General features: G+C 74.8%; 26 protein-coding genes. 10 read left to right on the top strand and 16 right to left on the bottom strand.

Going from position 1 to position 26,452, the window contains the following annotated elements:
* Nucleotides 1-50: 50 nt before the first annotated feature.
* From CUD01_RS03065 to CUD01_RS03075, 3 genes are read right to left on the bottom strand one after another with little or no spacing between them, the layout of a single operon-like run.
* A complete protein-coding gene (locus tag CUD01_RS03065) occupies nucleotides 51-1,697 on the bottom strand; it encodes an ABC transporter permease (protein ID WP_141318598.1) in 1,647 nt (548 codons plus the stop codon).
* Nucleotides 1,694-2,617, bottom strand: a complete 924-nt coding sequence (locus tag CUD01_RS03070; RefSeq protein WP_094179795.1) for an ABC transporter ATP-binding protein — start codon at nucleotides 2,615-2,617, stop codon at nucleotides 1,694-1,696. Before CUD01_RS03070 ends, CUD01_RS03065 begins: the two co-directional genes overlap by 4 nt.
* 49 nt (nucleotides 2,618-2,666) lie before the next feature.
* The gene (locus tag CUD01_RS03075; RefSeq protein ID WP_141318600.1) at nucleotides 2,667-3,356 is read right to left on the bottom strand and encodes a TetR/AcrR family transcriptional regulator; all 690 of its coding nucleotides are present in this window, start codon (nucleotides 3,354-3,356) and stop codon (nucleotides 2,667-2,669) included.
* Between the two features lie 150 nt (nucleotides 3,357-3,506).
* On the opposite strand from CUD01_RS03075, the gene nhaA reads away from it, so the two are divergent.
* Entirely contained in the window at nucleotides 3,507-4,817 is a 1,311-nt protein-coding gene (gene nhaA, locus CUD01_RS03080) for a Na+/H+ antiporter NhaA (protein ID WP_094179793.1), read from the top strand.
* A 16-nt stretch (nucleotides 4,818-4,833) separates the two neighbouring features.
* Here the strand turns inward: nhaA and hflX are convergent, their stop codons facing one another.
* On the bottom strand, nucleotides 4,834-6,378 hold the full coding sequence (hflX, locus tag CUD01_RS03085) for a GTPase HflX (RefSeq protein WP_141318602.1): 1,545 nt from the start codon (nucleotides 6,376-6,378) through the stop codon (nucleotides 4,834-4,836).
* A gap of 128 nt (nucleotides 6,379-6,506) precedes the next feature.
* On the opposite strand from hflX, the gene CUD01_RS03090 reads away from it, so the two are divergent.
* Together CUD01_RS03090 and CUD01_RS03095 are read left to right on the top strand one after the other, a co-directional pair.
* Nucleotides 6,507-7,127, top strand: a complete 621-nt coding sequence (locus CUD01_RS03090) for a class I SAM-dependent methyltransferase (protein WP_141318604.1) — start codon at nucleotides 6,507-6,509, stop codon at nucleotides 7,125-7,127.
* Between the two features lie 36 nt (nucleotides 7,128-7,163).
* Nucleotides 7,164-8,627, top strand: coding sequence for an MFS transporter (locus tag CUD01_RS03095; RefSeq protein WP_244937625.1), 1,464 nt, complete (start codon nucleotides 7,164-7,166; stop codon nucleotides 8,625-8,627).
* Here the strand turns inward: CUD01_RS03095 and CUD01_RS03100 are convergent.
* Genes CUD01_RS03100 through CUD01_RS03120 form a run of 5 tightly spaced genes read right to left on the bottom strand, consistent with a single transcriptional unit; the run spans nucleotide 8,555 to nucleotide 12,184 of the window.
* Complete coding sequence (locus tag CUD01_RS03100) at nucleotides 8,555-8,923, bottom strand: TlpA family protein disulfide reductase (RefSeq protein ID WP_141318606.1); 369 nt, start codon at nucleotides 8,921-8,923, stop codon at nucleotides 8,555-8,557. The two genes, CUD01_RS03095 and CUD01_RS03100, sit on opposite strands and share 73 nt — an antisense overlap.
* Nucleotides 8,920-9,897, bottom strand: coding sequence for a diaminopimelate epimerase (gene dapF / locus CUD01_RS03105; RefSeq protein WP_141318608.1), 978 nt, complete (start codon nucleotides 9,895-9,897; stop codon nucleotides 8,920-8,922). The genes CUD01_RS03100 and dapF overlap by 4 nt, the downstream gene beginning before the upstream one ends.
* Nucleotides 9,894-10,853 carry a tRNA (adenosine(37)-N6)-dimethylallyltransferase MiaA gene (gene miaA, locus CUD01_RS03110; protein ID WP_141318610.1) on the bottom strand — a complete coding sequence of 320 codons (960 nt, stop codon included), beginning with the start codon at nucleotides 10,851-10,853 and terminating at the stop codon, nucleotides 9,894-9,896. The genes dapF and miaA overlap by 4 nt, the downstream gene beginning before the upstream one ends.
* Nucleotides 10,850-11,617, bottom strand: coding sequence for a class III extradiol ring-cleavage dioxygenase family protein (locus tag CUD01_RS03115; protein WP_141318612.1), 768 nt, complete (start codon nucleotides 11,615-11,617; stop codon nucleotides 10,850-10,852). Before CUD01_RS03115 ends, miaA begins: the two co-directional genes overlap by 4 nt.
* Nucleotides 11,618-11,665: 48 nt before the next feature.
* A complete protein-coding gene (locus CUD01_RS03120) occupies nucleotides 11,666-12,184 on the bottom strand; it encodes a type III secretion system chaperone family protein (RefSeq protein ID WP_244937626.1) in 519 nt (172 codons plus the stop codon).
* 150 nt (nucleotides 12,185-12,334) lie between these two features.
* Between CUD01_RS03120 and CUD01_RS03125 the strand changes: the two genes are divergently transcribed.
* Both CUD01_RS03125 and CUD01_RS03130 read left to right on the top strand, forming a co-directional pair.
* Complete coding sequence (locus CUD01_RS03125; protein ID WP_094179787.1) at nucleotides 12,335-12,934, top strand: type III secretion system chaperone family protein; 600 nt, start codon at nucleotides 12,335-12,337, stop codon at nucleotides 12,932-12,934.
* Nucleotides 12,931-13,449: a type III secretion system chaperone family protein gene (locus CUD01_RS03130; RefSeq protein ID WP_141318614.1), complete on the top strand. Its 519-nt coding sequence runs from the start codon at nucleotides 12,931-12,933 to the stop codon at nucleotides 13,447-13,449. Before CUD01_RS03125 ends, CUD01_RS03130 begins: the two co-directional genes overlap by 4 nt.
* A gap of 63 nt (nucleotides 13,450-13,512) precedes the next feature.
* On the opposite strand, the gene miaB is transcribed toward CUD01_RS03130, so the two are convergent.
* Nucleotides 13,513-15,096 (bottom strand): tRNA (N6-isopentenyl adenosine(37)-C2)-methylthiotransferase MiaB, encoded by a 1,584-nt coding sequence (gene miaB, locus CUD01_RS03135; RefSeq protein WP_141318616.1) that lies wholly within the window; start codon nucleotides 15,094-15,096, stop codon nucleotides 13,513-13,515.
* A gap of 156 nt (nucleotides 15,097-15,252) precedes the next feature.
* Between miaB and CUD01_RS03140 the strand changes: the two genes are divergently transcribed.
* The 4 genes from CUD01_RS03140 to CUD01_RS03155 all read left to right on the top strand — a co-directional run bounded on the left by CUD01_RS03140 (nucleotide 15,253) and on the right by CUD01_RS03155 (nucleotide 18,606).
* Nucleotides 15,253-16,041 carry an amino acid ABC transporter ATP-binding protein gene (locus CUD01_RS03140; RefSeq protein ID WP_141318618.1) on the top strand — a complete coding sequence of 263 codons (789 nt, stop codon included), beginning with the start codon at nucleotides 15,253-15,255 and terminating at the stop codon, nucleotides 16,039-16,041.
* A gap of 60 nt (nucleotides 16,042-16,101) precedes the next feature.
* Nucleotides 16,102-16,968, top strand: coding sequence for a glutamate ABC transporter substrate-binding protein (locus CUD01_RS03145; RefSeq protein ID WP_094179784.1), 867 nt, complete (start codon nucleotides 16,102-16,104; stop codon nucleotides 16,966-16,968).
* An 88-nt stretch (nucleotides 16,969-17,056) separates the two neighbouring features.
* Nucleotides 17,057-17,731 (top strand): amino acid ABC transporter permease, encoded by a 675-nt coding sequence (locus CUD01_RS03150; protein WP_094179783.1) that lies wholly within the window; start codon nucleotides 17,057-17,059, stop codon nucleotides 17,729-17,731.
* On the top strand, nucleotides 17,728-18,606 hold the full coding sequence (locus tag CUD01_RS03155) for an amino acid ABC transporter permease (RefSeq protein WP_141318620.1): 879 nt from the start codon (nucleotides 17,728-17,730) through the stop codon (nucleotides 18,604-18,606). Before CUD01_RS03150 ends, CUD01_RS03155 begins: the two co-directional genes overlap by 4 nt.
* 63 nt (nucleotides 18,607-18,669) lie before the next feature.
* Here CUD01_RS03155 and rny read toward each other — a convergent pair whose 3' ends face one another.
* The 6 genes from rny to CUD01_RS03185 all read right to left on the bottom strand — a co-directional run bounded on the left by rny (nucleotide 18,670) and on the right by CUD01_RS03185 (nucleotide 25,506).
* Nucleotides 18,670-20,208 (bottom strand): ribonuclease Y, encoded by a 1,539-nt coding sequence (gene rny, locus CUD01_RS03160; RefSeq protein ID WP_244937627.1) that lies wholly within the window; start codon nucleotides 20,206-20,208, stop codon nucleotides 18,670-18,672.
* 149 nt (nucleotides 20,209-20,357) lie between these two features.
* Nucleotides 20,358-20,948 carry a regulatory protein RecX gene (locus CUD01_RS03165; RefSeq protein WP_141318622.1) on the bottom strand — a complete coding sequence of 197 codons (591 nt, stop codon included), beginning with the start codon at nucleotides 20,946-20,948 and terminating at the stop codon, nucleotides 20,358-20,360.
* Between the two features lie 25 nt (nucleotides 20,949-20,973).
* Complete coding sequence (recA, locus tag CUD01_RS03170) at nucleotides 20,974-22,017, bottom strand: recombinase RecA (protein ID WP_094182098.1); 1,044 nt, start codon at nucleotides 22,015-22,017, stop codon at nucleotides 20,974-20,976.
* Between the two features lie 186 nt (nucleotides 22,018-22,203).
* Nucleotides 22,204-23,028 carry an MBL fold metallo-hydrolase gene (locus CUD01_RS03175; RefSeq protein WP_244937629.1) on the bottom strand — a complete coding sequence of 275 codons (825 nt, stop codon included), beginning with the start codon at nucleotides 23,026-23,028 and terminating at the stop codon, nucleotides 22,204-22,206.
* A gap of 34 nt (nucleotides 23,029-23,062) precedes the next feature.
* Complete coding sequence (locus CUD01_RS03180; RefSeq protein ID WP_141318624.1) at nucleotides 23,063-25,174, bottom strand: alkaline phosphatase family protein; 2,112 nt, start codon at nucleotides 25,172-25,174, stop codon at nucleotides 23,063-23,065.
* 98 nt (nucleotides 25,175-25,272) lie between these two features.
* Complete coding sequence (locus CUD01_RS03185) at nucleotides 25,273-25,506, bottom strand: DUF3046 domain-containing protein (RefSeq protein WP_094179779.1); 234 nt, start codon at nucleotides 25,504-25,506, stop codon at nucleotides 25,273-25,275.
* Between the two features lie 121 nt (nucleotides 25,507-25,627).
* On the opposite strand from CUD01_RS03185, the gene CUD01_RS03190 reads away from it, so the two are divergent.
* On the top strand, nucleotides 25,628-26,452 hold an 825-nt coding region (locus CUD01_RS03190; RefSeq protein ID WP_141318626.1), incomplete at its 3' end, for a DEAD/DEAH box helicase.

The following is a 26,452-nucleotide window of genomic DNA, read 5'->3' on the forward strand; positions in this document are numbered from 1 at the left end:
GCCGGTGGCGTGCGCGGCCGGCAGCGTGGGCGGCCGGTCGGGTGCCGGCGTCAGGCGGGTTCGACGTCGCGCCGCGCGAACCGGCGCAGGCCCGTCGAGGCGAGCCCGACGGCCACGGCCGTCAGCACGACCAGCGGCGTCCAGGCGAGCTCCTCGAGGGGCAGGTACGGGACGGCGGCGAACGGCAGCGCGTCGAGCAGCCAGGCGGGCAGCCCGAGGACCTCGCCCAGCATCGTCGCGATCCACATCGCCACCAGCACGCCCCACGTGACCGGCAGGGCGAGCCGCGGGGCCCACCCGAGCAGCGCGACCGCGAGACCGACGAGCACCATGACCGCGGGCCAGTACGCCAGCGCGGCGCCCGCCATCACGGCGGCCTGCGCGGGGTCGTCGACGGTCGAGCCGTGGACCGCGCCGAGGATCGCACCGCCGACGACGAGCAGCACGGCCGAGCCGACGACGGGGATCACGAGCCGCTCGAGCGCCCACCGCGTGCGCGACAGCGCGCCGGCGAGCTGCGGCTCGAGGATCCCGGTCGCCTCGTCGGCGCGCAGCGTCAGCGCGGACTGGATCGCGAACACCGCGGTGACCAGGGCGATCATGCTCACCAGGAGCGCGAGCAGCGCGCTCACCCCGGTCCCGCCCAGGATGGCGGTCGCGTCACCGCCGACGTCGTCCATGAGGTCGTTCATGGCGTCGACGACCGAGCCGAACAGCAGGGCCGTCAGCACGACCGCGAGGCTCCACCCGACGACGGGCCCGCGCTGCAGGCGCAGCCCGAGCCCGAGCGGCGACCCGAACCGGGCGGGCGCCGAGGCAGGACCGGGGCGCGCCGCGAGCAGCCCCGTGCCCTGGTCCCGCACACCCTCGACGGCGACCGCGACCGCGCACAGGCCGACGCTCACGACGACGAGCAGCACGAGCGGCCACCAACGGTTGCCGGCGAACGGCTGCGCCTCCTGCGCCCAGCCGATCGGGGACGCCCAGGTGAGCGTGCCGTCCCCGAGGTCGCCGATCATGCGCAGCACGTAGCACCCGAGCACGACGCACGCGGCGAGCGCGTTGGCCCCGCGCGCCGTGGCCGCCACCTGCCCGGACACGGCGGCGACCCCGAGTCCGAACAGACCGACGCCCGTGACCGACGCCCCGAGCACGAGCGACCCCGCGATCCCCGCACCCTGCGGGTCGAGCCCCTGCGACACCGACACGGCGGCCACCCCGGCCCCGACCGCGAGGCAGAGCGCCGCGAGGACCACCCAGGAGGCCGCCGCGTGCGCGTGCACTCCGAGCGCGCGCGAGCGCAGGAGCTCGGTGCGGCCCGCCTCCTCGTCCGCACGACCGTTGCGTGTGACCAGGAAGACCACGCCGAGCGCGAGGGACAGGGCGAGCGTCATCCAGCTCTTCGTCCAGACCGCCCCGCCGAGCGTGTTCGCGACCGGCGACAGCCCGGTGAGCGCGCGGATGCCCGGCGTGTCGGACACGGCCGCGAACTCGTCGAGCGCCTGCTGGGTCGAGAACAGCTCGCGGTAGTAGGACGCGACGTAGGCGACCAGGGCGACCAGCACGACGAGCCACACGACCAGGCGGACGCGGTTGCGGCGCACGACGAGGCGGACCATCGGCGCGAGGCCCGCCAGGTCGTCCGCGCCGCGTCGGGTGGTGCGAGCCGGCGCGCGGCGCGCCAGGGTCGTGGTCACCTGCGTCCTCCCTCGCCCGCCAGGGCCGCGAGCTCCTCGCCGTAGTGGCGCAGGAACAGCTCCTCGAGCGACGGGGGGTTCGCGACGAGCGAGCGGGGGCCGAGCGCCGCGACGCGCGCGAGCACCGCGGGCAGCGCGGACTCGTCGACCGCGAACGTGACGTGCCGGTCGACGACGACGAGGTCGTGCACCCCTGGCAGCTCGGTGAGCCCGTCGGCGCCGCCGTCGAGCACCGCGGTCACCTGGGTCCGCGTGAGGTGACGCAGCTGCGCGATCGTCCCGGACTCGACGGTGACGCCCTCGCGGATGATCGTGACCCGGTCGGCGAGCTTCTCGACCTCGGCGAAGATGTGGCTCGACAGCAGGACGGACCGCCCCTGCGCCTTGAGCTCGCGGACGGACTCGGTGAACGCCGCCTCCATGAGCGGGTCGAGACCGCTCGTCGGCTCGTCGAGCAGCAGCAGCTCGGCGTCCGACGCGAGCGCGGCGACGAGCGCGACCTTCTGCCGGTTGCCCTTCGAGTAGGTGCGCGCCTTCTTGGTCGGGTCGAGCTCGAAGCGCTCCAGCATGGCCGCCTTGCGGCGCGGGTCGAGACGTCCGGAGATCCGGCTCAGGATGTCGATCGCCTCGCCCCCGGTCAGGTTGGGCCACAGCGTGACGTCGCCGGGGACGTACGCGATGCGGCGGTGCAGCCGGACCGCGTCGGTCCACGGGTCGCCGCCCAGCAGGGTCACGGACCCGGCGTCGGCCTTGAGGAGGCCGAGCAGGACGCGGATGGCGGTGGTCTTGCCGGCTCCGTTGGGGCCGAGGAAGCCCACGACCTCGCCGGTGGGGACGGTCAGGTCCAGGCCGCGCAGCGCACGGGCGGGACCGAAGCTCTTGTGGAGGCCCTCGACCTGGAGGGCCAGGGTGCTGGACATGGCTGCACCTCGGGTGGGTGGGGATGGACGCCGCGGGCGGCGGGTGCCGTCACGCGCTCTCGTGCTGCGGCTGCGGCCGGCCGGTCGGCGGGTCGCCCACGTACAGCAGGTAGTCGTCGAGCATGCGGCGTGAGGTGAGCAGGCCCTCCGTGAACAGCTCGAGGGTCGGCAGCACCTGCTCGCGCTGGCGCGCGGCCATCGCCTCGACCAGCGCGTGCGGCGCCGCGTCGGGCAGCGTGAGGAACTGGACGACCAGTGCGCCCATCGTCTGGTGGACCAGGTGGCGCAGCCGCGCCTCCTCGTCGCGCGACGGCCGCAGCAGGCCCGACTCGACGCCCGCCCGCATGACCTCGCGGGCCTTGTCGACGAGGTGGTCGAGGAAGCGCCGCGCGGGTGCGCCGCCGGCGTGGACGGCGCGCAGCATGTAGACGACGAGCACGGCGGCGGGCCCGGGTTCGGCGAGGTTCGCGAGCAGGAACGCGCTGGGGTCGCCCAGGCTGCTCGTCTTGAGCGCCTCGTAGCGGCGCAGCACCTCGGTGTCGCACTGCTCGCGCAGCTCGGCCTTGGAGCGGAAGTGGTGGGTGATGAGTCCGGGCGAGACGCCGGCCCGCTCGGCGATGACACGGAACGGCGCGTCGAACCCCTGCTCGGCGAAGCACTCGATCGCCGCGTCGCGGATCCTCGCCCACGCGGTGAGCTCGCTCGCCGGGCGACCACCCGGCACCGGTGCTGTATGCACGACCAGCAGCCTATACGCGTGACCAGCCGCAGACAACGCCGACCTGCCGAGGAGCGGCTCCGCGCCCACGCCACGGGCGTCGTAGGATCGGACCCGGAGTGCCGGGAAGCCTGGTCGGCGTCATCGTCGCCGACCCCGAGGACTCCCCGCATGCCGATCGCACCCACCACCCTGCTGTCGCGCCGCTCGTGGCCCGAGACCCGCCGCGTCTCGGAGATCCTCCGGAAGGAGACCGTGGGAGGCGCCCTCCTCCTCGCAGCGACGGTCGTCGCTCTCGTGTGGGCCAACTCCCCTGCTGCTGCGTCCTACAGGGCGCTGCGCGACCACGAGGTCGGGCCCGAGGCCCTGCACCTGCACCTGTCGCTGGGTACCTGGGCAGCCGACGGCCTCCTGGCGATCTTCTTCTTCGTCGTCGGCCTGGAGCTCAAGCGCGAGTTCATGGCGGGCGACCTGCGCGATCCCCGGCGCGCCGCGCTGCCGGTCCTCGCGGCCGTCGGCGGCATGGTCGTCCCCGCGGTCGTCTACGTCGTGGTCGCCGCACGGTCCGGCGGCGACGCGCTGGACGGGTGGGCGATCCCCACGGCGACGGACATCGCGTTCGCACTCGCGGTGCTCGCGGTCGTCGGCACGCACCTGCCCGCCGCGCTCCGGACCTTCCTGCTCACGCTCGCCGTCGTCGACGACCTGCTCGCCGTCACCGTGATCGCGGTGTTCTACACCGACACGGTGCAGGTCACGCCCCTGCTCGGCGCGCTCGCGCTCGTCGCCGTCTTCGCGGTGGCCGTGCAGCGTCGGGTCCGCTCCGGCTGGCTGCTGCTCCCGCTCGCGTTCGGCGCGTGGACGCTCATGCACGCGTCCGGGGTGCACGCGACCGTCGCCGGCGTGCTGCTCGGCTTCACCGTCCCCGTCGTGCGCAGCGCGCGGGCCGGCGGGCCCACCGCCGGGCCGGGACCGGCCGAGCACCTCGAGCACCGGTTCCGGCCGCTGTCGGCGGGCGTGGCGGTGCCGGTGTTCGCGTTCTTCGCCGCCGGGGTGAGCGTCGGAGGGCTGGACGGCCTGCGCACCTCGCTCACCGACGCGGTGGCGCTCGGCATCGTCGCGGGGCTCGTGGTGGGCAAGCTCGTCGGCATCCTCGGCACCACCTGGCTCGTCGCACGCGTGACCCGCGCCCGGCTGGACCCGGCCCTGAGCTGGTGGGACGTCGTCGCCGTGGCCGCCTTGGGCGGGATCGGGTTCACCGTGTCGCTGCTGATCGGCGAGCTCGCGTTCGACTCCGCGGTACGCGCCGAGCACGTCAAGGTGGGCGTCCTCGCGGGCTCTGTCGTCGCGTCCGGCGTCGCGGCCGTCCTGCTCCGCGCTCGCAACCGCGCGTACCGCCGGATCGAGCAGGCGGAGCGGCTCGACTCCGACGGCGACGGTGTTCCCGACGCGTTCGAGGAAGCGGACGACGCCCAGGCGTGACGCTCAGGCGTGACTCTCAGGCGCGGCGGACCGCCGCGGCCTCGAGCTCGGCGGCCAGCGACTCGTCGACGCGCGCGCGCAGCGCCGTCCCGTCGGCCGTGTGCTCCTCGTGGTCGATGTCGCCGTGCTCGTGCACGCGGCTCACGAGGTCGCCGCGGTGGTACGGCACCACCACGTCCACGCTGACCCCCGGCCGCGGGAGCTGGTCCGCGATCAGGGCCTGCAGCTCCGCGATGCCCTCACCGCTGTGCGCCGAGACGACGATCGAGTGCAGCTCACGCGAGCGCAACCGGGCGATCGCCTCGGGCGACGCCAGGTCCGCCTTGTTGAGCACGATGATCTCGGGCACGTCCATCGCGCCGGGGATGTCCGCGAAGACGTGGCGGACGGCCGCGATCTGCCCCTCGGGATCGGGGTGCGAGGCGTCGACGACGTGCAGGATGAGGTCCGCGTCGGCGACCTCCTCGAGCGTCGAGCGGAACGCCTCGACGAGCTGGTGCGGCAGCGCACGCACGAACCCGACCGTGTCGGCGAGCGTGTAGACGCGGCCGTCGACCGTCTCCGCACGGCGCACGGTCGGGTCGAGCGTCGCGAACAGCGCGTTCTCGACGAGCACGCCCGCGTTCGTCAGCCGGTTGAGCAGCGAGGACTTGCCCGCGTTGGTGTAGCCGGCGATCGCGACCGACGGGATCGCGTTGCGGCGGCGCGACGCGCGCTTGGTCAGCCGCGCGGGCTGCATCGCCGCGATCTCGCGGCGCAGCTTGGCCATCCGGTTGCGGATGCGCCGGCGGTCGAGCTCGATCTTGGTCTCACCGGGTCCGCGCGAGCCCATGCCCGCCCCCGCCCCGCCGACCTGGCCACCGGCCTGGCGGGACATCGACTCGCCCCAGCCGCGCAGGCGCGGCAGCAGGTACTCGAGCTGCGCGAGCTCGACCTGCGCCTTGCCCTCACGCGACTTGGCGTGCTGGGCGAAGATGTCCAGGATCAGCGCCGTGCGGTCGACCACCTTGACCCGCACGATGTCCTCGAGCGCGCGGCGCTGCGAGGGTGCGAGCTCGCCGTCGACCACGACGGTGTCGGACCCCACCGCGGCGACGACCGACGCGAGCTCGGCGGCCTTGCCGGAGCCGAGGTACGTGCCCGGGTCGGGCTTCGCGCGGCGCTGCAGCAGCCCCTCCAGGACCTGCGAGCCCGCGGTCTCGGCCAGCGCCGCGAGCTCGCGCAGGGACACCTCGGCCTCGCCGAGCGTCCCGTTCGCCGCGCCCGCGCCGGACGAGCCCCACACGCCGACGAGCACGACCTTCTCCAGGCGCAGCTCGCGGTACTCGACCTCGGTGACGTCCTCGAGCTCGGTCGACAGTCCCGCCACGCGGCGCAGCGACGTGCGCTCCTCGAGGTCGAGCTGGTCGCCGTCGTACGAGGAGTGCACCGTGCCGCCGGCGTGCAGCGCGGTCCCCGCCCTCGCGAGCACCCGCGCCACCACGTCGTCGGCCACCTGCTGGGGCGAGCGCGGCTCGTCCGGCGTGGGGCTCGGTGTGGTGGTGCTGTGGGTCTCGCTCACGCGGCTCCTTCGACGTCGCTGGTGCGGTCCACGCGGGGGCGCACGCCTCCCGCGTCCCGTCCAGGGTCGCACGCCCCCGGCGACGCGGCGACGCGTTTTCGCTCCCGGCGCAGCGATACCCTCGCCCCGTGGCAGCCGACCACTACTTCACCGCGCGGCCCGCGTCCCCCGACGAGCGCCGCACCGTCGTCGTGCACCTCGCGGGACGCGACCTGACCCTCCAGACGGCGGGCGGGGTGTTCTCCCCCGACCACGTGGACCACGCGACGCGGGTGCTGCTCGACGAGGTCCCGCCGCCCCCGGCGGTCGGGGACCTGCTGGACCTCGGCTGCGGGTGGGGACCGATCACGCTCGAGCTCGCGCTGCGCTCGCCGCACGCGCGCGTGTGGGCGGTCGACGTCAACGAGCGCGCGCTCGACCTCGTGCGCCACAACGCGGCCGCGGCCGGGGCGACGAACGTGCGGGCCGTGCAGCCCGACGACGTGCCCGACGACGTGCGGTTCGCGGCGCTCTGGTCGAACCCGCCGATCCGGGTCGGCAAGCAGGCGCTGCACGAGCTGCTCCTGCGTTGGCTCCCGCGCCTGGCCCCGGGCGGCCGCGCCCACCTCGTCGTCGGCAAGAACCTCGGTGCGGACTCGCTGCACCGGTGGCTGTCCGACGAGCTCGCGGGGCGCGCGGAGGTGACGCGCCGGGCGAGCGCCAAGGGTTTCCGCGTGCTGGAGATCACGGCGGCCGACGACGCCCGCTGACCGCTCGGCGTGCGTGCGGGTGCCTAAGGTGCTCCGGTGCCTGCCGCCGTGACCCCCGACGCCCGCGCCGTCTGGACCCGGCTGCGCGCCACGACGTGGGCGCTGTGCGCGATCGTCTTCCTCGCGGCGTTCGAGTCGCTCGCCGTCACCACGGTGATGCCCACCGTCTCGCTCGAGCTCGACGGCGCGGGCCTGTACGCGGTCGCGTTCGCCGCACCGCTCGCCTCCGGCGTCGTCGGGATGGTGCTCGCGGGCGCGTGGGCGGACCGCACCGGCCCTGCGCGGCCGCTGGTGGCCGCGGCCGGTGCGTTCGTCCTGGGCCTCGTGGTGGCCGGGCTCGCCCCGACGATGGTCGTGCTCGCCGGCGGCCGTCTCCTGCAGGGCCTCGGCGGCGGCGCGCTCACGGTCGTGTCGTACGTCGTCGTCGCCCGGCTCTACCCGGGTGAGCTGCACCCCCGCGTGTTCGCCGGCTTCTCCGCGGCGTGGGTGGTGCCGTCGCTCGTCGGGCCGCCGGTCGCCGGTCTCGTGACCGAGCACCTGCACTGGCGGTGGGTGTTCCTCGCGGTCGCCGTCCTCGTCGTGCCGGTGGTGGCGGTGGTCCTGCGCCGCGTCGCCCCGGTCGGCGCACCCGAGCCCGCGGACGCGTCCCGGGCCGCGCCGGACCGTGCCGCGGGAGGCTCGCGCGTGGCGTCACGCCGCGTCGCCTGGGCGGTGCTCGCGGCCGTCGCGGTGCTCGCCCTCGGCGCGAGCGCCGAGCTCACCGGCGCGGCGACCACGGCGACCGCGGTCGTCGGCGGTGGCGTGGCGCTCGTCGCCCTCGCCCGGCTCGTCCCCGCGGGGACGCTGCGCGCGGTGCGCGGGCTGCCCGCCGTCGTCGCGTCGCGCGGGCTGCTCGCGGGCGCGTTCTTCGGTGCCGAGGTGTACCTGCCGTACCTGCTCACGCGCCGGTACGACGTCGCGGCGACGCTCGCGGGGGTCACGCTCACGGGCGCCGCGCTCACGTGGGCGCTCGCGTCGTGGCTGCAGGGCCGGCTGGGCGAGACCCGGCTCGGTCACGAGCGCGCGATCCGCGTGGGCACGATCGTCGTCACGCTCGGGATCGCGGCCTCGACGCTCGCCGCGGCGGTGCACGCACCCGTGCCCGTGCTCGTCGTGACGTGGGCGACCGCCGGGTTCGGGATGGGGCTGACGTACGCCCGCCAGACGGTGCTCGTGCTGCGCTACTCCTCGCGCGAGGCCGCCGGGACCAACAGCTCGGCGCTGTCCGTGGCGGACTCGATCGGCGCGTCGATGGCGCTCGCGGTGACCGGCGTCGTGTTCGCGGCGGCCGCCGACCAGGGCGGCGACGCACCCTACGTCGCGTGCCTCGCGCTCACGGTGGTGCTCGCCGCCGGGTCGGCCGTGGTCGCGCGACGCGTGGCCGCGCGTCAGGCCACGGGCCCCGCCGGGTCGCCGGCGCCCGCCGTGGAGCCCACCGACCCGAGCGCCGCGCGCACCTGAGCCAGCCGCGGCACCCCGGCCGCGCGGTGCCGCACGACGCCGTCGGCGTCGAGGACCAGCACGGTCGGCGTGCTCAGGACACCGAGCCGACGCCCCAGCCGCTCCCCGAGCGGTCCGGCGACGTCCAGCTCGACCAGCCGGACGCCCTCGGCCGTGCCCACCGCGCGCTGGAGCACCACCCGCGCCATGCGGCACGGCTGGCAGAACGTGCTCGACAGCTCGACGACGGTGGCGCGCTCCCCGAGCGGCCCGCCCAGCTCCGCGGGCGAGACCACCGGGACCTGCGAGGCACTCACGCGCCGAGGAGGGCCGTGACGTCGACGTCCATCTCGCCGACGAGCACCGCCGGCCCCGCGAGCTCCGCGCGGGAGTCCGCGAGCGCGGTGACCCGGACGGTGCCGCCCGGCACGTCCACGAGCCAGACGTCGGGCGCGCCCGGGCCCGCCCAGGTGCGCACGGCCATCGCGGCGGCGACCGCTCCCGTGCCGCACGAGCGGGTCTCCCCCACACCGCGCTCGTGCACGCGCATGCGCAACCTGCCCGTGAGGCTGCCGTCGACGACGGACTCGCCCAGCGGCACGACGAGCTCGACGTTCGTGCCGTACGGGGGCACGGGCTCCACCCGGGGCGCGGTCACGAGATCGGCGGCGTCGAGCACCGCGGTGTCGGGCAGGGCGAGCACGCTGTGCGGGTTGCCCACGTCGACGCTCAGCGCGGGCCGCGCGACGTCGAGGCCCGCGACCGTGACCTCGGCGTCGAACCCCGCGCTCTGGGCGGCGGCCCCGCCGGGCAGGTGCCAGCGGCCGATGTCGAACGCGAACCACGCCCCGTCCGTGACGTCCTGCGGCACGGCGACCCGGCGCACCCGCATGACGCCCGCGCGCGTACCGACCGCGAGCTCGTCGCCGTCGTCCCACAGGCCGAGCCGGTCGAGGTACAGCGCGAACACGCGCACGCCGTTGCCGCACATCTCCGCGACCGAGCCGTCGGCGTTGCGGTAGTCCATGAACCAGCGCGCGTCGGGAGCGGTCTGGAGCAGGTGCGCCCCCTCGGCGACGTGCTGCGTGCCGACGAGCCGGATCACCCCGTCGCCGCCCACGCCCGCGCGTCGGTCCGCGAGCGCACGCACGAGCGCCGCGCTCAGGTCGAGGCGCCCGTCACGGTCGTCGAGCAGCACGAAGTCGTTCTGGGTCCCGTGCCCCTTGGTGACGTGCAGGGTCCCGGTCGCGCCCGGGCCGGTGCCGGCGGCGACGTCCACGGCGGCGGTCATGAGCCCAGACTACGGCGGGGCGCCGGGTCGTCCGTGGCGTGTCCGAGACGGCCCGCGTCGGCCTGCGCGACGAGCGCGAGCGCGTGCGCGACGAGGTCCGGGTCGCGCGAGTCGAGCCAGTGCACGCGCGGGTCCCGCCCGAACCAGCCCATCTGCTTGCGGGCCAGCCGCCGCGTCCCGGCGGTGATCGCGTCCCGCGCCTCGTCGGGCGTGAGCTCGCCGCGCAGCAGCGCGGCCGTCTCGGCGTACCCGACCGCCCGTGCCGCGGTCCGCCCCATGCCGTGCGCGAGGAGCCGCTCGACCTCGTCGACCAGCCCGTCGGCGAACATCCGCCGCGTGCGTGCGGCGACGCGCTCGTCGAGCACGGCACGGTCGCAGTCGAGCCCGATCTGCACGGCCGGGACCTCGTACACGTGCTGCGGCAGCGACGACGAGTACGGCCGACCGGTGAGCGCGATGACCTCGAGCGCCCGCACGACGCGACGTGCGTTGCGCGGACCGATCGACGCCGCGGCCGTCGGGTCGACGCGCTCGAGCTCCGCGTGCAGCGCACGCGACCCCTCCTCCTCGACGCGCTGCTCGAGCCGGGCACGCACGGCCGGGTCCGTACCGGGGAACTCCATGTGGTCGAGCAGCGCCCGCACGTACAGCCCGGAGCCGCCCGCCGCGACGACGCGCACGCCGCGGGCGTGGCAGTCGTCGACCGCCGCACGCGCGAGCGCCTGGTAGTCGGCGACGCTGGCCTCGTCACGCGGGTCCAGCACGTCGAGCAGGTGGTGCGGCACGCCGCGCCGCTCGGCGGGCGTGAGCTTGGCGGTCCCGACGTCCATGCCCCGGTAGAGCTGCAGCGCGTCGGCGTTGAGCACCTCGCCGCCCAGCGCGAGCGCGAGCTCGACCGCGAGGTCGGACTTGCCGGTCGCGGTGGGGCCGACGACGGCGACGACGAGCGGGCTCACGCCGCCACCCACGTCCCGACGACGTGCTGCGCACCGAGCAGGAGCACGCCGCGCACGTCGGCGACGACGCGTGCCCCGTCGAGCGCACCGAGCAGCACCTGCCACGGTCCCCAGCCGGTCACCGCGAGCGCCGCGGCCTCGCCGGCGTCGAGCCCCGCGAGCCGGTCGAGCGCGTCCGGGTCGGCCGCCGCCAGGTCGGCGATGAGGCGTGCGTCGTACGCGGGAGCGGCGGGGTCGTCGGCGAGGGGGCCGTCCGGCCCGTGCCGACCGCTCGCCGAGCCGACCACGACCAGCGCCGTGCGGCCCTCGCCCACCGCCGCCCGTCCCGCCGTCCGCAGCGCGCCCGCCGCCCCCGCGCGCGGCGTGCGCGCGACCACGAGGCACCCCGGCGGCCCGGACCAGCCGGCCGCGGCGAGCAGGTGCAGCGCGAGCGAGGCGCCGGGCGGCGCCACCCGGCGCTCCTGCGTCCGTACGGAGGACACCGCGATGGGGTCGCCCCCGACGGCGTCGGCGAGCAGGTGGTCCGGGACACCGACGGGCGCGAGCGACGCCGAGACCGGTCCGGCGAGCGCGACGACGTCGTCGGTCGTCGACCCTGCCGCGCCGTCGTCGGGCGCCACCACGACCACGCGGTCGGCGGCGCGCACGGCGGACGCGACCGCCTCCACGGCCGCCGCGCGGAGCGCACCCGCAGCGTCCGTGCGTCCGCTCGCCCCGGGGACCAGGAGCACGGTGTCGGGGACGAGCGCGGCGGCGACGAGCATGCACCGAACCTAGCCGCTCACCGGGCACGCCCCGCGCGGGGCGTGACGTCAGCCCTCGCGCGCCGCGGCGATGCGCGCGCGGTGCTCCTCCACCGCCTGCGGGTAGGCCTCGTCGAGCCGCGCGAAGAACGCGAGCGCGGTCGACACGGCGCAGCTCAGGTGCTGGTCGAGCTGCTCGTCCGCGAGCCCGTGCGCGTAGTCCACGGCGTGCTCGGCGTAGACGCCCAGCTGGTCCTCCTCGACGCGCACGTACGTCTTGGGGAACACCTTCGAGGTGTTCCACTCGTTCACGAGCTCGAGCACCTCGGGGTACGCCGCCGCCGGCACCGCGCGCGACCAGCGACCGCGCACCTGCAGGAACTCGCGCTCCGGCCCGATGCGCACGAAGTAGAAGACGTGGTCGTCCCAGATCCCCCCGATGTCGCCGTCGGAGTCGATCGCGTACCGGTACCCGTGCGCGTCGAGGACGGCGGTGATCCGCTCGTTCGACAGCGGCTCGAGCGTGGTCGAGCGCCCGGGCGCCTCCGCTGCTGCCTCGGGCTGGTCGTTCCTGGTGAAGAAGCCCACGGGGGCACCGTCCTCGTCGTCGTCGTGCGCGATCGTCGCGACCCTAGCCCGCGCGCGGCGCACCGGGCGAGCGCGACGCCGCCCGTCCGCCCGTCCACGGTTCGGGACGCCCACCGCGATCTCGCGCGGGGGCCCGGGTAGTGTCGCCCCATGACCGCCACGCCCGACGAGCACCGTCCCTGGTGGCGTCGGCGGCGCGCGCCGGCGGGCACCGGACAGGCTCGCGGTCCCGCCTCCGACCCGAGCGACGACGAGCTCCACGACAGCGTCACGCGTCTCCTCGCGCGCGAGCTGGGCGTCGCCGAGCCCGCGCCGGACCACCCGCGCGCGGTCACGCCGGCCCGCATCGCCGCGTGGATGAGCGACAACCACTTCAGCTACTTCGTCGACAACGACGGTGACCTCGGCGGCCTGTGGCGCGGGCGACTGTTCTACTTCTTCCTCTTCGGCGAGAGCTCGGAGATCCTGCAGGTCCGCGGCCAGTGGCACCGGGAGATCGCGATCGAGCGCCTCGAGGAGGTGCTCGACCTGTGCAACGAGTGGAACGCCGACCGGATCTGGCCCAAGGCGTACGTGCGCGTGCGGGACAACGGGCGCGTGCACGTCGTCTCGGAGGTCGCGACCGACCTCGAGCACGGCGCGACCGACGCGCAGCTCTCGCAGCTGCTGTTCTGCGGGCTGTCCACCGGCTCGATGTTCTTCGACGCGCTCGACGAGAAGTACCCCGACCCGGCCGGGAGCATGCCGTGAGCGGGCCCGGCTGGCTGCTGCGCGTGCTCGGCGGGCTGCCGAAGCCGCCCAAGGACGTGCCGTCGGACGACGAGGAGCCGCGTCCCGTCACGCGCGACCGCGTGGGCGACTACCTGCTCAGCAAGGGCTACCGGTTCATCGTCGACGACGACGGCGACCTCACCGGCACGTGGGACGGCAGCCGCTTCTGGTTCCTGCTCCTGGGCGAGCACGACAAGATCGTGCAGGTGCGCGGTCGGTGGCAGCGCCAGGTCCCGCTCGAGCAGCGGGGCGCGGTGTCGCTCGCGCTGAACGACTGGAACCGCGAGCGCATCTGGCCCAAGGCGTACGTCCGCGAGGAGGAGGGCATGCTCGCCCTGTACTCCGAGGTGAGCGCCGACTTCGAGCCGGGGGCGACCGACGCGCAGCTCGCGCAGATCCTGGCGTGCGGCCTGGGGACGGGTGTGCAGCTGTTCGCGGCGCTCGAGGCGACGATCCCGGGCCCCGGGCCGACGACCGGGCTGCCGGACGACTGACGCCGCACCCGGCACGCGCGCCGCGGTGCGCCCCACGCGGGTGCGCGTCAGCGGGTCAGCGGGTCAGCGAACCGTGAGCGTCGGCATCCCCAGGCTCACCGGACCGGCGGGTGCGCCGCCCGTGCCGCACGAGCCGCCCGCGTGCTCGTCGTGCCCGTGCTCGCCGCCCTGCCGTGCCGCCCACGCGTCCCCGGCCCGGGTGCGACGCACCGTGAACGGGCCGCCCGTCACCGCGGAGTCCGCGACCAGGTGGTGCGGCGCGCCGTGCGTCACGCGCACCGTGACGAGGTCGCCGGGCCGCGGGGCGTCCGCCGGGGCCAGGTCCGTCGGCAGGGCGAGGTGCACGAGCCGGTTGTCCGCGGCGCGCCCCGAGATGCGGCGCGTCTCGCCGTCCTTGCGGCCCTCGCCCTCGGCGACGAGCACCTCGACGACCCGACCCACCTGCGCGGCGTTCTCCTGCGCGCAGATCCGCTCCTGGAGCGCGACGAGCCGCTCATAGCGCTCCTGCACGACCGCCTTGGGCAGCTGGTCCGGCAGGTCCGCCGCGGGGGTGCCCGGGCGCGGGGAGTACTGGAACGTGAACGCCGACGAGAACCGCGCGGCCTCGACCACGCGCAGCGTGTCCTCGAAGTCCTCGTCGGTCTCCCCCGGGAACCCGACGATGATGTCGGTCGTGATCGCGGCGTGCGGGATCTGCGCTCGGACGCGGTCCAGGATGCCGAGGAACTTCTCCGAGCGGTACGACCGCCGCATCGCGCGAAGCACGCGGTCCGAGCCGGACTGCAGCGGCATGTGCAGGGACGGCATCACCGTGGGGGTCTGCGCCATCGCCGCGATGACGTCGTCGGTGAACGCGGCGGGGTGCGGCGAGGTGAAGCGCACGCGCTCGAGCCCGTCCACCGCACCGACCGCGCGCAGCAGCTTGGCGAACGCGCCCCGGTCGCCGAAGCCGACGCCGTAGGAGTTGACGTTCTGGCCCAGGAGCGTCACCTCGATCGCGCCCGTCGCGACGAGCGCCTCGACCTCCGCGAGGATCTCGCCGGGCCGACGGTCGCGCTCCTTGCCGCGCAGGTGCGGGACGATGCAGAACGTGCACGTGTTGTTGCAGCCCACGCTGATGGACACCCAGCCCGCGTACACGGACTCGCGGCGCGTCGGCAGCGTCGACGGGAAGACCTTGAGGGACTCCTCGATCTCGACCTGCGCGCGCTCGTTGTGCCGCGCGCGCTCCAGCAGCGCGGGCAGGACGTCGAGGTTGTGCGTGCCGAACACGACGTCCACCCACGGCGCCCGCTCGACGATGCCCGCACGGTCCTTCTGCGCGAGACAGCCGCCGACGGCGATCTGCATGCCCCCCGGGCGGCTGCGCTTGGTGCCCGCGAGGCGACCGAGGTTGCCGTACAGCTTGTCCGCGGCGTTCTCACGCACCGCGCACGTGTTGATGACGACGACGTCGGCGTCCTCCGCCGCGACCTGCTCGGGCGTCGCCGCGACGTAGCCCGCCTGCTCGAGCATGCCGGCCATGTGCTCGGAGTCGTGCACGTTCATCTGGCAGCCGAGCGTCTTGACCAGGTAGGTGCGCGCCGAGCCCCGTGGCGCCTCGGCGGGCGTCGGGGCGGGCGCGGGGGCAGGCAGGGTCGTGGACATCACCGACCAGGGTACGCGCGCGTCGTCGCAGGCCGTCGCACCGCGGCGGTGACCGGGCGGCCGTGACCTGGTCACGCGTCCGGTCCGCCCCAGATGTTTCCTGATCGAAACGCGACGAAGGATGCACCACGGGGCATTTCCCCCTACATTCGTCGGATGGTGGACCTCGCGACAGCCTCGTCCGGGCCCGCGGCGCACGACGACGAGGGGGCGCCCCTCGTCGAGCTGCGCGGCGTCGACAAGCACTTCGGCCCCCTGCACGTGCTCAAGCAGATCGACCTGACGGTCGCGCGGGGCGAGGTGGTCGTGATCATCGGTCCCTCCGGCAGCGGCAAGTCCACCCTGTGCCGCACCATCAACCGGCTCGAGACCATCGACGCCGGCACGATCACGATCGACGGCCGCGAGCTGCCGGCCGAGGGACGCGAGCTCGCACGCCTGCGGGCCGACGTCGGCATGGTGTTCCAGTCGTTCAACCTGTTCGCGCACAAGACGGTGCTGGAGAACGTCACGCTGGGGCCGATCAAGGCCAAGGGCGTCAAGCGCGCCGCGGCCCGCAGCCGCGCGATGGAGCTGCTCGACCGGGTCGGCGTCGCGAACCAGGCCGAGAAGCTGCCCGCCCAGCTGTCGGGCGGTCAGCAGCAACGCGTCGCGGTCGCCCGGGCGCTCGCGATGGACCCCAAGGTCATGCTGTTCGACGAGCCGACGTCCGCGCTCGACCCCGAGATGATCAACGAGGTGCTCGACGTCATGGTCGGGCTCGCGCGTGACGGCATGACGATGCTCGTCGTCACCCACGAGATGGGCTTCGCGCGCCGCGCCGCGAACCGCGTGGTGTTCATGGACGGCGGCGAGATCGTCGAGCAGGCCGACCCCGAGACGTTCTTCACGTCGCCGTCGAGCGCGCGCGCCCGCGACTTCCTGTCCAAGATCCTCACCCACTGACCCGGACGACCCGCCGACCTCCCGCACGAAGCGCAGTCACCCGACACGAAGGGACCCACCATGACCCGTCTCACGCACCGACCGCGCCGGACCGCGGGCGCCGCCGCGCTCGCCCTCGCCGCCGCACTCACCCTGGTGGCCTGCTCGTCCGACGACGGTGACGACGGCGCCACCGGCGACGGGACCGGCGACGGCGGCACGATCCGCATCGGCATCAAGTTCGACCAGCCCGGCCTGGGCTTCAAGGACGGCGACGAGTACACCGGGTTCGACGTGGACGTCGCCCGCTACGTCGCCGACAAGCTCGGCTACTCCGAGGACCAGATCGAGTTCGTCGAGTCCCCGTCCGCGCAGCGCGAGACCATGCTGCAGAACGGCCAGGTCGACATGATCTTCGCGACGTACTCGATCACCGACGAGCGCAAGAAGGTCATCTCCTTCGCCGGTCCGTACTTCGTCGCCGGTCAGGACCTGCTCGTCGCGGCCGACGACACCTCGATCACCGGCCCGGAGGACCTCGACGGAAAGAACCTGTGCTCGGTGACGGGGTCGACGTCCGCGCAGCGCATCAAGGACGACTACGCGGCGGGCACCCAGCTGCTCGAGCAGCCCGGCTACAGCGAGTGCGTCACCGCGCTCACCGCCGGGACGGTCGACGCGGTCACGACCGACGACATCATCCTCGCGGGCCTCGCCGCCATCCCCGCCAACGAGGGCAAGGTCAAGGTCGTCGGCAACCCGTTCTCCGAGGAGAACTACGGCGTCGGCCTGCCGAAGGACTCCGACAAGTGCCAGGCCGTCACGGACGCCATCAACGCGATGCTCGAGGACGGCTCGTGGCAGAAGGCGCTCGACGACAACGTCAGCGCGTCCGGGTACGAGCCGAACGCCGACCTCAACCCGCCGACGCCCGCCGCCTGCGGGTGAGGCCTGACGTCGGGTCGGGCCGTCAGCGCGGCCCGACCCGACGCCGGCGGACCAGCACTCGGGTGGACGAAGCGTGACAGGAGGGTCGGTGGACGACTTCACGTCGTTGTTCAGCGAGTTCGACGTGCTCGGGGCGTTCTGGACCAACATCCAGCTGACGTTCTTCGCGGCGATCGTCTCGCTCGTCGTCGGGACCGTCCTCGCGGTCATGCGCATCTCCCCCGTGCCGAGCCTGCGGTGGGCCGGCTCCACGTACGTCACGCTGATCCGCAACACGCCCCTCACCGTGATCATCGTGTTCTGCGTGCTCGGCCTGTGGGGGCAGCTCGGCATCACGCTCTCGTCCGACTTCCAGCGCAACTTCTTCTGGCTGTCGGTGCTCGGCCTGGCCGTCTACCACGCGGCGTTCGTGTGCGAGGCGCTGCGCTCGGGCGTGAACACGGTCCCGGTCGGGCAGGCCGAGGCGGCGCGCGCGATCGGCCTGGACTTCGCCTCGTCCGCGCGGCTCGTCATCCTGCCGCAGGCGTTCCGGGGCGCGGTGGCGCCGCTCGGCAACGTGCTCATCGCCCTCACCAAGAACTCGACCGTCGCCGCGGCGGGCTCGGTCGCCGAGACCTCGGGGCTCCTGCGCACGATGATCGAGAACCGCCCGGACCTCATCCTGGCGATCTTCTTCATCTTCGCGTTCGGGTTCGTCCTCATCGTCGTGCCCATCGGGCTCGCGACGACGAGCCTGTCGCGACGGCTGGCGGTGGCGCGGTGAGCGGGTCCGTCCTGTTCGACGCCCCCGGCCCGCGCGCGCGGCGCCGGATGGTCTGGGTCAACGTCGCCGCGACCGTCGTCGTGGTCGGCATCGCCGTGTACGCGCTGGTGCTGCTGAACCGCAAGGGCCAGCTCGACAGCGACCTGTGGGCCCCGCTGTTCACCGTCAGCGCGTGGGAGGACTACTTCCTGCCCGGCCTGCGCCAGACGCTCGTCGCGGCCGGGCTGTCCATCGTCACGGCGGGTGTGTTCGGGTTCGTGTTCGGGCTCGGGCGGCTGTCCGCGTCGCGCACCGTGCGCATGGTGGCGGGCGGCGTCGTCGAGTTCTTCCGCGCGCTGCCCGTGCTCATCATGATGGTCTTCTTCTACATGGCGATCCCCCGGCTCGACCTGGTCTCGCCCCAGGACCTGCCCCTCGTCTCGGTCGTGCTCGGGCTCACCCTCTACAACGGCTCCGTGTTCGCCGAGCTCGTGCGCTCGGGCGTGCACAACCTGCCCAAGGGCCAGCGGGAGGCCGCGCTCGCGATCGGGCTGCGTCGGCCGCAGTCGCTGCGCCTCGTCGAGGTGCCGCAGGCCGTCATCGCGATGCTCCCGGCGATCGCGAGCCAGCTCGTCGTGATCCTCAAGGACACCGCGCTGGGCGCGATCATCACCTACCCCGAGCTGCTCGCGGCGGCGCGACGGTTCGGGTCCGGCAACGGCAACATCCTGCAGGCCCTCGTGGTCGCGGCGGTCGTGTTCATCGTCATCAACTGGCTGCTCACGCGGCTCGCCGAGGCGCTCGCCGGCCGGGTGGGCCGTCGCACGGCCGGCAAGGCGCGTGCCGAGGCGCCCAGCCTCGTCGTGACGGCCGGCGTCGACGACCAGCGGCCCTGACCCCGGCCGTCCCGGTACCGTCGGGGGCGCCGTCCGGGCTGCCGTACCCGGCGTCGTCGCGGGTCAGCCGGCGGTGGCGCTCGCGCGGATCTCGCGCACGACCGTGACCGTGATCTCACCCGGGTAGGTCAGGTCGGCCTCGATGTGCCGCGCGATCGCGCGCGCGAGGTCCGGCAGGCTCCCGTCGTCGACCTCCGACGGCTCGACGACGACGCGCACCTCGCGCCCCGCGGCCATCGCGAGCGCCCGCCGCACGCCCCGGTGCTTCGCGACGAGGCTCTCGAGCCGGTCCATGCGCTCGAGGTACTGGTCGAGCTCCTGGCGCCGCGCGCCCGGGCGCGACGCCGAGATCGCGTCGGCGATCTGCACGACGACGGCCTCGACCGTCTCGAGCGGCACCTCGTCGTGGTGGGCGGCGATCGCGTTGACGACGACGTCGTCCTCCCCGTGGCGCCGGGCGAGCTCGGCGCCCACCGCGGCGTGCGTCCCCGGGATCTCGTTCGTGAGCGCCTTGCCCACGTCGTGCAGCAGCGCTGCACGCCGCGCGAGCTGCTCGTCCGCACCGAGCTCCGCCGCGACCGAGCCCGCGAGCAGCGCGCTCTCCACGAGGTGCTCGAGCACGTTCTGCCCGTACGACGTGCGCAGCCGCAACCGCCCGAGCGTCCGCACGAGCACCGGGTGCAGACCCTCCACCCCCGCGCGCTCGGCCGCGACGTGCCCGGCCGCGACCGCACGGTCGTCGGCGCCGGCGAGCGCCTCGGCGTACGCCTCCTCGATGCGCTGCGGCTGGATCCGCCCGTCCGCGACGAGCGCCTCGAGCGTCACCTGGGCGACCTCGCGACGCTCGGCGTCGAAGCACGAGAGCACCACGGCGTCCGGTTGCTCGTCGACGAGCACGTTGACGCCGGTGAGTGCCTCGAAGGACCGGATGTTGCGGCCCTCCTTGCCGATGATGCGGCCCTTCATCTCGTCCGACGGCACCGGGACGACGGTCAGGCCGGCCTGCGCGCTCGTGGCCACGGCCGTGCGGTGCACCGCGGTCGCGACGATGCGGCGCGCACGGGCCTCCGCGGTGCGGCGCGCCTGGGCCTCTGCGCGTCGTACGTACGACGAGGCCTCGTTCTGCGCCTGCTCGGTGATGCGGCGGGTGAGCGCGGCGCGCGCCTCGTCGGCCGTGAGCCCGGTCGCCGACTCCAGCTCGGCGCGCGCCTGCGCGTGCGCGGCGTCGAGGGTCGTGCGCGCCTGCTGGGCGGCGCGCTCCACCTGGGCGGCACTGTCACGCTCGGCGGCGGCCAGCGCACGCTCGGCGGCACGCTCGGCGGTCTGCGCGCTGCGCTCGTGCTCACGAGCGCGCTCCTCGGCGGCCTGGGCCTGGGAGTGCGCCGCGGCAGCCGCCTCGTCGCGCTCGCGCGCCCGCTGCTCGCGTCGCTCGGCGGAGGCGAGCAGCTCGCGCGCCGCACCTTTGATCTCGGCGACGTCCTTGGCCGCCTGCTCGCGCTGGGCGCTCGCCTCACGCCGCGCGATGAGCACGAGGATGAGCGCCACGAGGCAGGCGCCGAGCAGCCCGACGACTGTCGCGACACCGCTCCAGTCCACGCTCACCTCCGCTCGTCGCGGTCATTGTCGCGCACGCACGGCCCCTCGTCCGCCGCGACACCCGAACCAGGACGAGGGCATCCGTCCAGGTCAGTGCCCGAGCGATGCGCCCGGGCGCTCGTCATGGGTCTCTCGTCCTGCCGGACGGGTGCCCCTCAGACGTCCCAGGGACCCGCGGACGGACCGTCGTCGGCGTGCTGCCCGCGCTCGCCGGCGAGCTCCTCGCGCGCGAGCCGCAGCGCGAGTCCTGGCGCGTAGCCCTTGCGGCCGAGGGTGCCCGCGACCCGCCGCAGACGGGTCGCGTCGTCGAGCCCGGACGTCGCCCGGAGCTTGCGGCGCACGATTGCGCGCGCCGCCTCCTCCTCGTCGTCATGGTCGACCTGCTCGAGCGCGACCGCCGCGGTCTCGTCGTCGATGCCCTTGCGCCGCAGCTCGACCGCGAGCGCCCGGCGGGACAGCCCGCGCTCCTCGTGGCGGGTCCGCACGAGCATCCGTGCGTACTCGGCGTCGTCGATGAGCCCGACCTCGGTGAACCGGTCGAGCACGCGCGTCGCGACCTCCTCGGGGACCTCGCGACGTGCCATCGCCTCCTCGAGCTGCGCCCGGCTCCGCGGCGCGCCCGTGAGCAGCCGCAGCGCGATGGACCGTGCGACGGACTCCTGGTCGGGCTCGGCGTCGTGCGCCGCGGCGCCCGTCGACGGCGGCTCCTGAGCGGGCCGCCGTCGACGAGCACCCGCGTTGCTCATCGCCATACCGATGCTCCGACAGAGGTCAGAAGTCGACCGCCGGCGGTGCGTCCGCCGGCACGTCGAGGCGCGCACCGATGCCGAGCTTCTCCTTGATCTTCTTGTCGAGCTCGTCGGCGAGGTCCGGGTTGTCGCGCAGGAACTTGCGCGCGTTCTCCTTGCCCTGACCGAGCTGGTCGCCCTCGTACGTGAACCACGCACCGGACTTGCGGATGAAGCCGTGCTCGACACCGAGGTCGATCAGCGAGCCCTCGCGCGAGATGCCCACGCCGTACAGGATGTCGAACTCGGCCTGCTTGAACGGCGGCGCCATCTTGTTCTTGACGACCTTGACGCGCGTGCGGTTGCCGACCGCGTCGGTGCCCTCCTTGAGGGTCTCGATCCGGCGGATGTCCATGCGGACCGACGCGTAGAACTTGAGGGCCTTGCCACCGGTCGTGGTCTCGGGCGAGCCGAAGAACACGCCGATCTTCTCGCGCAGCTGGTTGATGAAGATCGCGGTGGTGCCGGAGGAGTTGAGGGCACCGGTGATCTTGCGCAGCGCCTGCGACATCAGTCGCGCCTGCAGACCGACGTGGCTGTCACCCATCTCGCCCTCGATCTCGGCCTTCGGCACGAGCGCCGCGACCGAGTCGATCACGATGATGTCGATCGCGCCGGAGCGGATCAGCATGTCCATGATCTCGAGCGCCTGCTCGCCCGTGTCCGGCTGGGACACGAGCAGCGCGTCGGTGTCCACACCGAGCTTCTTGGCGTACTCCGGGTCGAGCGCGTGCTCCGCGTCGATGAACGCCGCGATGCCGCCGGCCCGCTGCGCGTTCGCGACCGCGTGCAGCGCGACCGTCGTCTTGCCGGAGGACTCCGGGCCGTAGATCTCGATGATGCGGCCGCGCGGGAGACCGCCGATGCCGAGCGCGACGTCGAGCGCGATCGAGCCGGTGGGGATCACCTCGACGGGGGCACGGCCCTCGTCTCCGAGGCGCATGATGGAGCCCTTGCCGAACTGACGGTCGATCTGGGAGAGGGCGGCCTCGAGGGCCTTCTCGCGGTCCTGGGGTGCGGGAGGCATGTGCTCCACCTTCGTCTCGAGCAGCTGACGTGCTGCGCCTGCGGGGGCTGGTCTTCTCGTCGTGCGGTGACGCTATGCCCGACCACCGACACAGCCGTCGCGCACCTCCCGGCCCTGTGGACGGCCCCTCACGCGGACCGACCTGTGGACGGGTGGACGTCGCGGACGTCGTCACCGCGCACCACACTACCGAACAGACGTTCGATCGCGCGCGACACGCCGGTGTCCCGCGTGACGCGTCACCGCACGCGCACGCGGACCTGGTCCCCGGGCTCGAGCACGTGCACCGCGCAGCCCGGCGCCCGCCGCGCGACGGCCGCGGCGAACGCCGGACCGGCCGCGTCCATCCAGCCGGGCGGCAGCCGCCGCGACCGCCTCGGCGGCCTGGACCGGGTCCATGTGCCCGCCGGACAGCCGCGGCCCCCACCCGCCCACGGGCACCAGCGCGAGGTCGATGGGCCCGCCCGCGAGCGCAGGCAGCTCCGCCATCTGCGGGAACGGCGCGGTGTCCCCCGCGAACCACACCCGCACCCCGGGGCCGACGACGAGGAACCCCACGGCCGCGTTCGGCCGGTGCGGCATGGGCCGGTGCCCGTGCACCGCGGTCACCGGCCGCACACGCACGCCCGTGCCGGGCACGTGCCACCACGAGCCCTCGGGCACCGCGACCGCCGGCACGCCGTGGCGGGTGAGCCAGTGGGCGTTGCTGGGCGGTGCGACCACGGGCGTCGCGCCCAGCAGCTCGAGCGAGCCCAGCTCCGCGTGGTCGTGGTGCAGGTGCGAGACCAGCACCGCGTCCGCGTCGCACCAGTCCTCGCGCCGCGGCGCCCCGCCGCGGCGGCGCAGCAGGCCCGCGTGACGGCGCAGCAGGGGGTCCGTCAGCAGCCGGACGCGTCGCGCGACCCCCGGCTGCTCCCCCGCGAGCGTGAGGTCGAGCACCACGCTCGCGTGACCGAGCCAGCGCACCGTGACATCGGGCACCGTGACATCGGGCACAGCGACGTCGGGCACAGCGACATCGGGCATCTCGTCCCGCGACGTCACGTCACACCTCCCGCAGCCCGGCACGCCGCGCCCACCGCACGAGCTGCTCGTGCACGGCCTCCGCGCCCACGAGCAGGTGCTGCGCGCCGACCGCCTCGCGCAGCTCGTCGTCCACGGGCCACTGCGCGGGGTGCAGGAGCATCGCGAGGTTCTGCGCCCCGCCGATCCCGCCGTGGGACCCGACCTGGCCCTCGAACGCGTGCACGTGCCCGCCCGGCGTGACGCGCGACACGAGCAGCAGGTCGCCCGTGTGCGGCAGCCGCGCGGCGCGCGCGAGGTCCGCGCGTCCCCGCGGCCCGTACGGCGCCAGCGGGTCCTCCCCCTCGACCGCGTCGGCCGGGTCCGCGTCGCGGTCGGGCTCCAGGAGCACCAGTCCGCGCGCACCGATCGCGACGAGCCCGCGCGTGCGCGTGTCCACGACGACCGCCCCGACGCCGGGCCGCGCGGCGAGCCCCGGCACGAGCGCGGGCCAGCGCTCCTGCAGCTCCTCGAGCACGAGCCGGTGGTCGGCTCGCGGGAACCACACCAGCCCGAGGTTCCCGGACCCGACGACGACCACCTCGGGCGGCTCGGGGGCCGCGGAGTCCCGCACGCGACCCGACGCCCGTCCGGCGTCGGGCCCGACCGCGCGGCTGCCGCCCGAGCCCACGACGCTCGTCAGGAGCGCGTTGAGCGGTCCCCAGTCCTCGCCGGTCCCGCTCTGGACACCGCTCGCGTCCGGCCGCGCCATGAGCTCGCGCACGACGTCGAGCAGGCTCGCGCCCTCGAGCTGCTCGAACGTCTCGCCGAGCGCCTGCCCGTGGTCGGACAGCACGACGACGCGGTAGTCGCGCGGCGCGACCGCGACGGCCTGCTCGAGCGTGCGCAGCACCCGGTCGAGCCCTTCGAGCGCCCGCAGCGACTCGGGGCGCGTGGGACCGGCGTGGTGCGCGATCTCGTCGTAGTCGACGAGGTCGACGAACACCACCGGGTCGCCCCGGACGACCGCCTCGGCGACGAGCGACGTCGACAGGTCCCGCATGAGCACGTTCGTCACGCCGCGCAGCACGACGTACCAGCCGCCGCGCGAGATGCGCGGGCGCACGTCGCGCACGTGCTGGCGCCGCGCCTGGTACAGCTCCTTGACGATCTCGCCGATCGTGAGCGAGACCGCGCGGGCGAGCACGAACGGGCTCGCGAAGAACCGCACGAACTCCGCCCCCGGCCCCAGGCCACCGCCCGAGCCGTCGGGGGCGCGCGTGCGTGTGCGGCTCATCACGACGTACGCGCGCTCGGCATCGCCGGTGAACATCGTGGACACGGCCGTGCCGCCGCCCGCCAGCAGCCCCTTGCCGTCGGTGAGGCGCGCCTCGACGAGCGCGGCGTCCGCGGGGTGGTTGGTCACGACGAGGCGGCCGAGCCCGCGGTCCCACCACCGGAACGCGGGGATCTCGCCGGACTCGCCGTGCAGCAGGCCGGCCTGGCTCGCGGGGGTCGTCGACGGCACGCGCGCCCACCACGTCTCGAGCCGGTGCGTGCCCTGCGTGAGCCAGCGCTGCATCGTCGGCGCGAGCCCGGCCTCGACCGCCTCGCGCAGCACGGGCTCGGCGACGCCGTCGAGCTGCACGACGAGCATGCCGGCGGGCCTGCCCTGCGGCACGCGGCCGTCGAGCCGGCGCGCCTTGCGGCGGGCGCGACGCAGCACGTCGGAGATCACGTACTCGGAGTCGTTCGCGCCGAGCAGCCAGCGGCCGACCGCCATGACGACCGCGGCGATCACGATGACGCGCACCACCGCCCACGCCGAGGTCACCTCGATGCCCGGCACCAGGGAGAGCGCGGCCCACGCGATCGCGACCTGCGCGACGAGGCCGAGCACCAGGGCGCCCATCGCTCCGACGGGCCGTGCGAGCGCGCGCAGCGGGGGGCGCAGCGCGGGGTCACCGACGAACACGAGGAGCGCGACGACGAGCACACCGCCGACCCCGGTGGCCTCGACGCCGTCGACCAGGGCGATCGCGACCCCGAGACCCGCCGCCGTCGCGACGAGGCCGACGAGCGCGTCGGCCGCGTCACCGAACGTCGGCAGCCACGTCGCGCGCCGACGCGCGGTCTGCTCTCGCCCGTCGTCCACCGGCCGTCCTCGGGTCGTCCTCGGGTCGTCCTCGGGTCGCCCACCGGCGGTCCGCCGGATGGTCCCAGTGCTGGTCTACCGGCTGAACGCCTGCCGGTCTACCGGCGGGGTGGCGCCGGGCGGCGCAGGTCGGCGCCCCAGCGCTGCGACTGAGGGATCTGCAGCTCGTCGCACATGGCGTGCCAGACCTCGCGCGGGTCGGCACCGTCCTCGAGCGCGGCCGCGGGTGTGCGGTTCTCGAGCGCGCCGACGACGAGGGTCGCGACCAGCTCGCGCCCGTGCGCGCTGCCGAGCACCTCCTCGACCAGCTCCCAGAACTCGCTGTACCTCACGGCGCCAGCCTGTCACGCGCAGGCGTCGGGACGCACACGGCCGGCGGACGGGGCCGACGGACGCGGGGTCGCGGTCGGGACGCCCGCCCGCGGGCGGCGGGTGTGGGCGCGGCCTGCGACGATGTCGCACGTGGTGCTCACCCGCTTCTCCGAGCCGACCCGCACGTGGTTCACCGGCGCGTTCACCGAGCCGACCGCCGCGCAGGTCGGCGCGTGGGACGCGGTCTCGGGCGGGCGGCACGCGCTCGTCGTCGCGCCCACCGGGTCGGGCAAGACGCTCGCGGCGTTCCTGTGGGCGCTCGACGGCCTGCTGACGAGCAGCCCGCCGGACGATCCGACGCACCGCTGCCGCGTGGTGTACGTCTCACCGCTCAAGGCGCTCGCGACCGACGTCGAGCGCAACCTGCGCTCGCCGCTCGTGGGGATCCGGCAGGCGGCAGCCCGGCTCGGCACGAGCCTCCCCGAGGTCGCGGTCGGCACCCGGACCGGCGACACGCCCCCCGCCGAGCGCCGCGCGTTCGCGACGCGACCGCCGGACGTGCTCATCACGACGCCCGAGTCCCTCTACCTCGTCCTGACGTCGGGGGCACGCGCCGGGCTCGCGGGCGTGCACACCGTGATCCTCGACGAGATCCACGCCGTCGCGGGCTCGAAGCGCGGTGCGCACCTCGCGCTGTCGCTCGAGCGCCTCGACGTGCTGCTCGAGGCCTCGGGCCGGCCGCCCGCGCAGCGCATCGGGCTGTCCGCGACGGTCCGGCCCGTGGAGGCGGTGGCGTCCTTCCTCGCGGGGGCGCGGCCGCGGTCCGAGGGCGGGCGCGAGGTCGTCGTCGTGCAGCCGCCCGCGACCAAGCAGATCGCGGTCGACGTCGTCGTACCCGTCCCCGACCTGTCCGACCTGGCGTCCGCGGGCGACCCCGCGTCGCGCGCGGCGGCCGCGGGCGACCCC

The sequence above is a fragment of the Cellulomonas uda genome (assembly GCF_006538705.1).
Classification (GTDB): Bacteria; Actinomycetota; Actinomycetes; order Actinomycetales; family Cellulomonadaceae; genus Cellulomonas; species Cellulomonas uda.

Bases quoted from the DNA above. Each gene is read 5' to 3' on its own strand.
- CUD01_RS03125 (WP_094179787.1), top strand. From the start codon at position 12,335: ATGACCGCCACGCCCGACGAGCACCGTCCCTGGTGGCGTCGGCGGCGC.
- CUD01_RS03140 (WP_141318618.1), top strand. From the start codon at position 15,253: ATGGTGGACCTCGCGACAGCCTCGTCCGGGCCCGCGGCGCACGACGAC.
- miaB (WP_141318616.1), bottom strand. From the start codon at position 15,096: ATGTCCACGACCCTGCCTGCCCCCGCGCCCGCCCCGACGCCCGCCGAG.
- recA (WP_094182098.1), bottom strand. From the start codon at position 22,017: ATGCCTCCCGCACCCCAGGACCGCGAGAAGGCCCTCGAGGCCGCCCTC.
- CUD01_RS03115 (WP_141318612.1), bottom strand. From the start codon at position 11,617: ATGCTCGTCGCCGCCGCGCTCGTCCCCGACACCGTGCTCCTGGTCCCC.
- CUD01_RS03070 (WP_094179795.1), bottom strand. From the start codon at position 2,617: ATGTCCAGCACCCTGGCCCTCCAGGTCGAGGGCCTCCACAAGAGCTTC.
- dapF (WP_141318608.1), bottom strand. From the start codon at position 9,897: ATGACCGCCGCCGTGGACGTCGCCGCCGGCACCGGCCCGGGCGCGACC.
- CUD01_RS03145 (WP_094179784.1), top strand. From the start codon at position 16,102: ATGACCCGTCTCACGCACCGACCGCGCCGGACCGCGGGCGCCGCCGCG.
- CUD01_RS03165 (WP_141318622.1), bottom strand. From the start codon at position 20,948: ATGAGCAACGCGGGTGCTCGTCGACGGCGGCCCGCTCAGGAGCCGCCG.
- nhaA (WP_094179793.1), top strand. From the start codon at position 3,507: ATGCCGATCGCACCCACCACCCTGCTGTCGCGCCGCTCGTGGCCCGAG.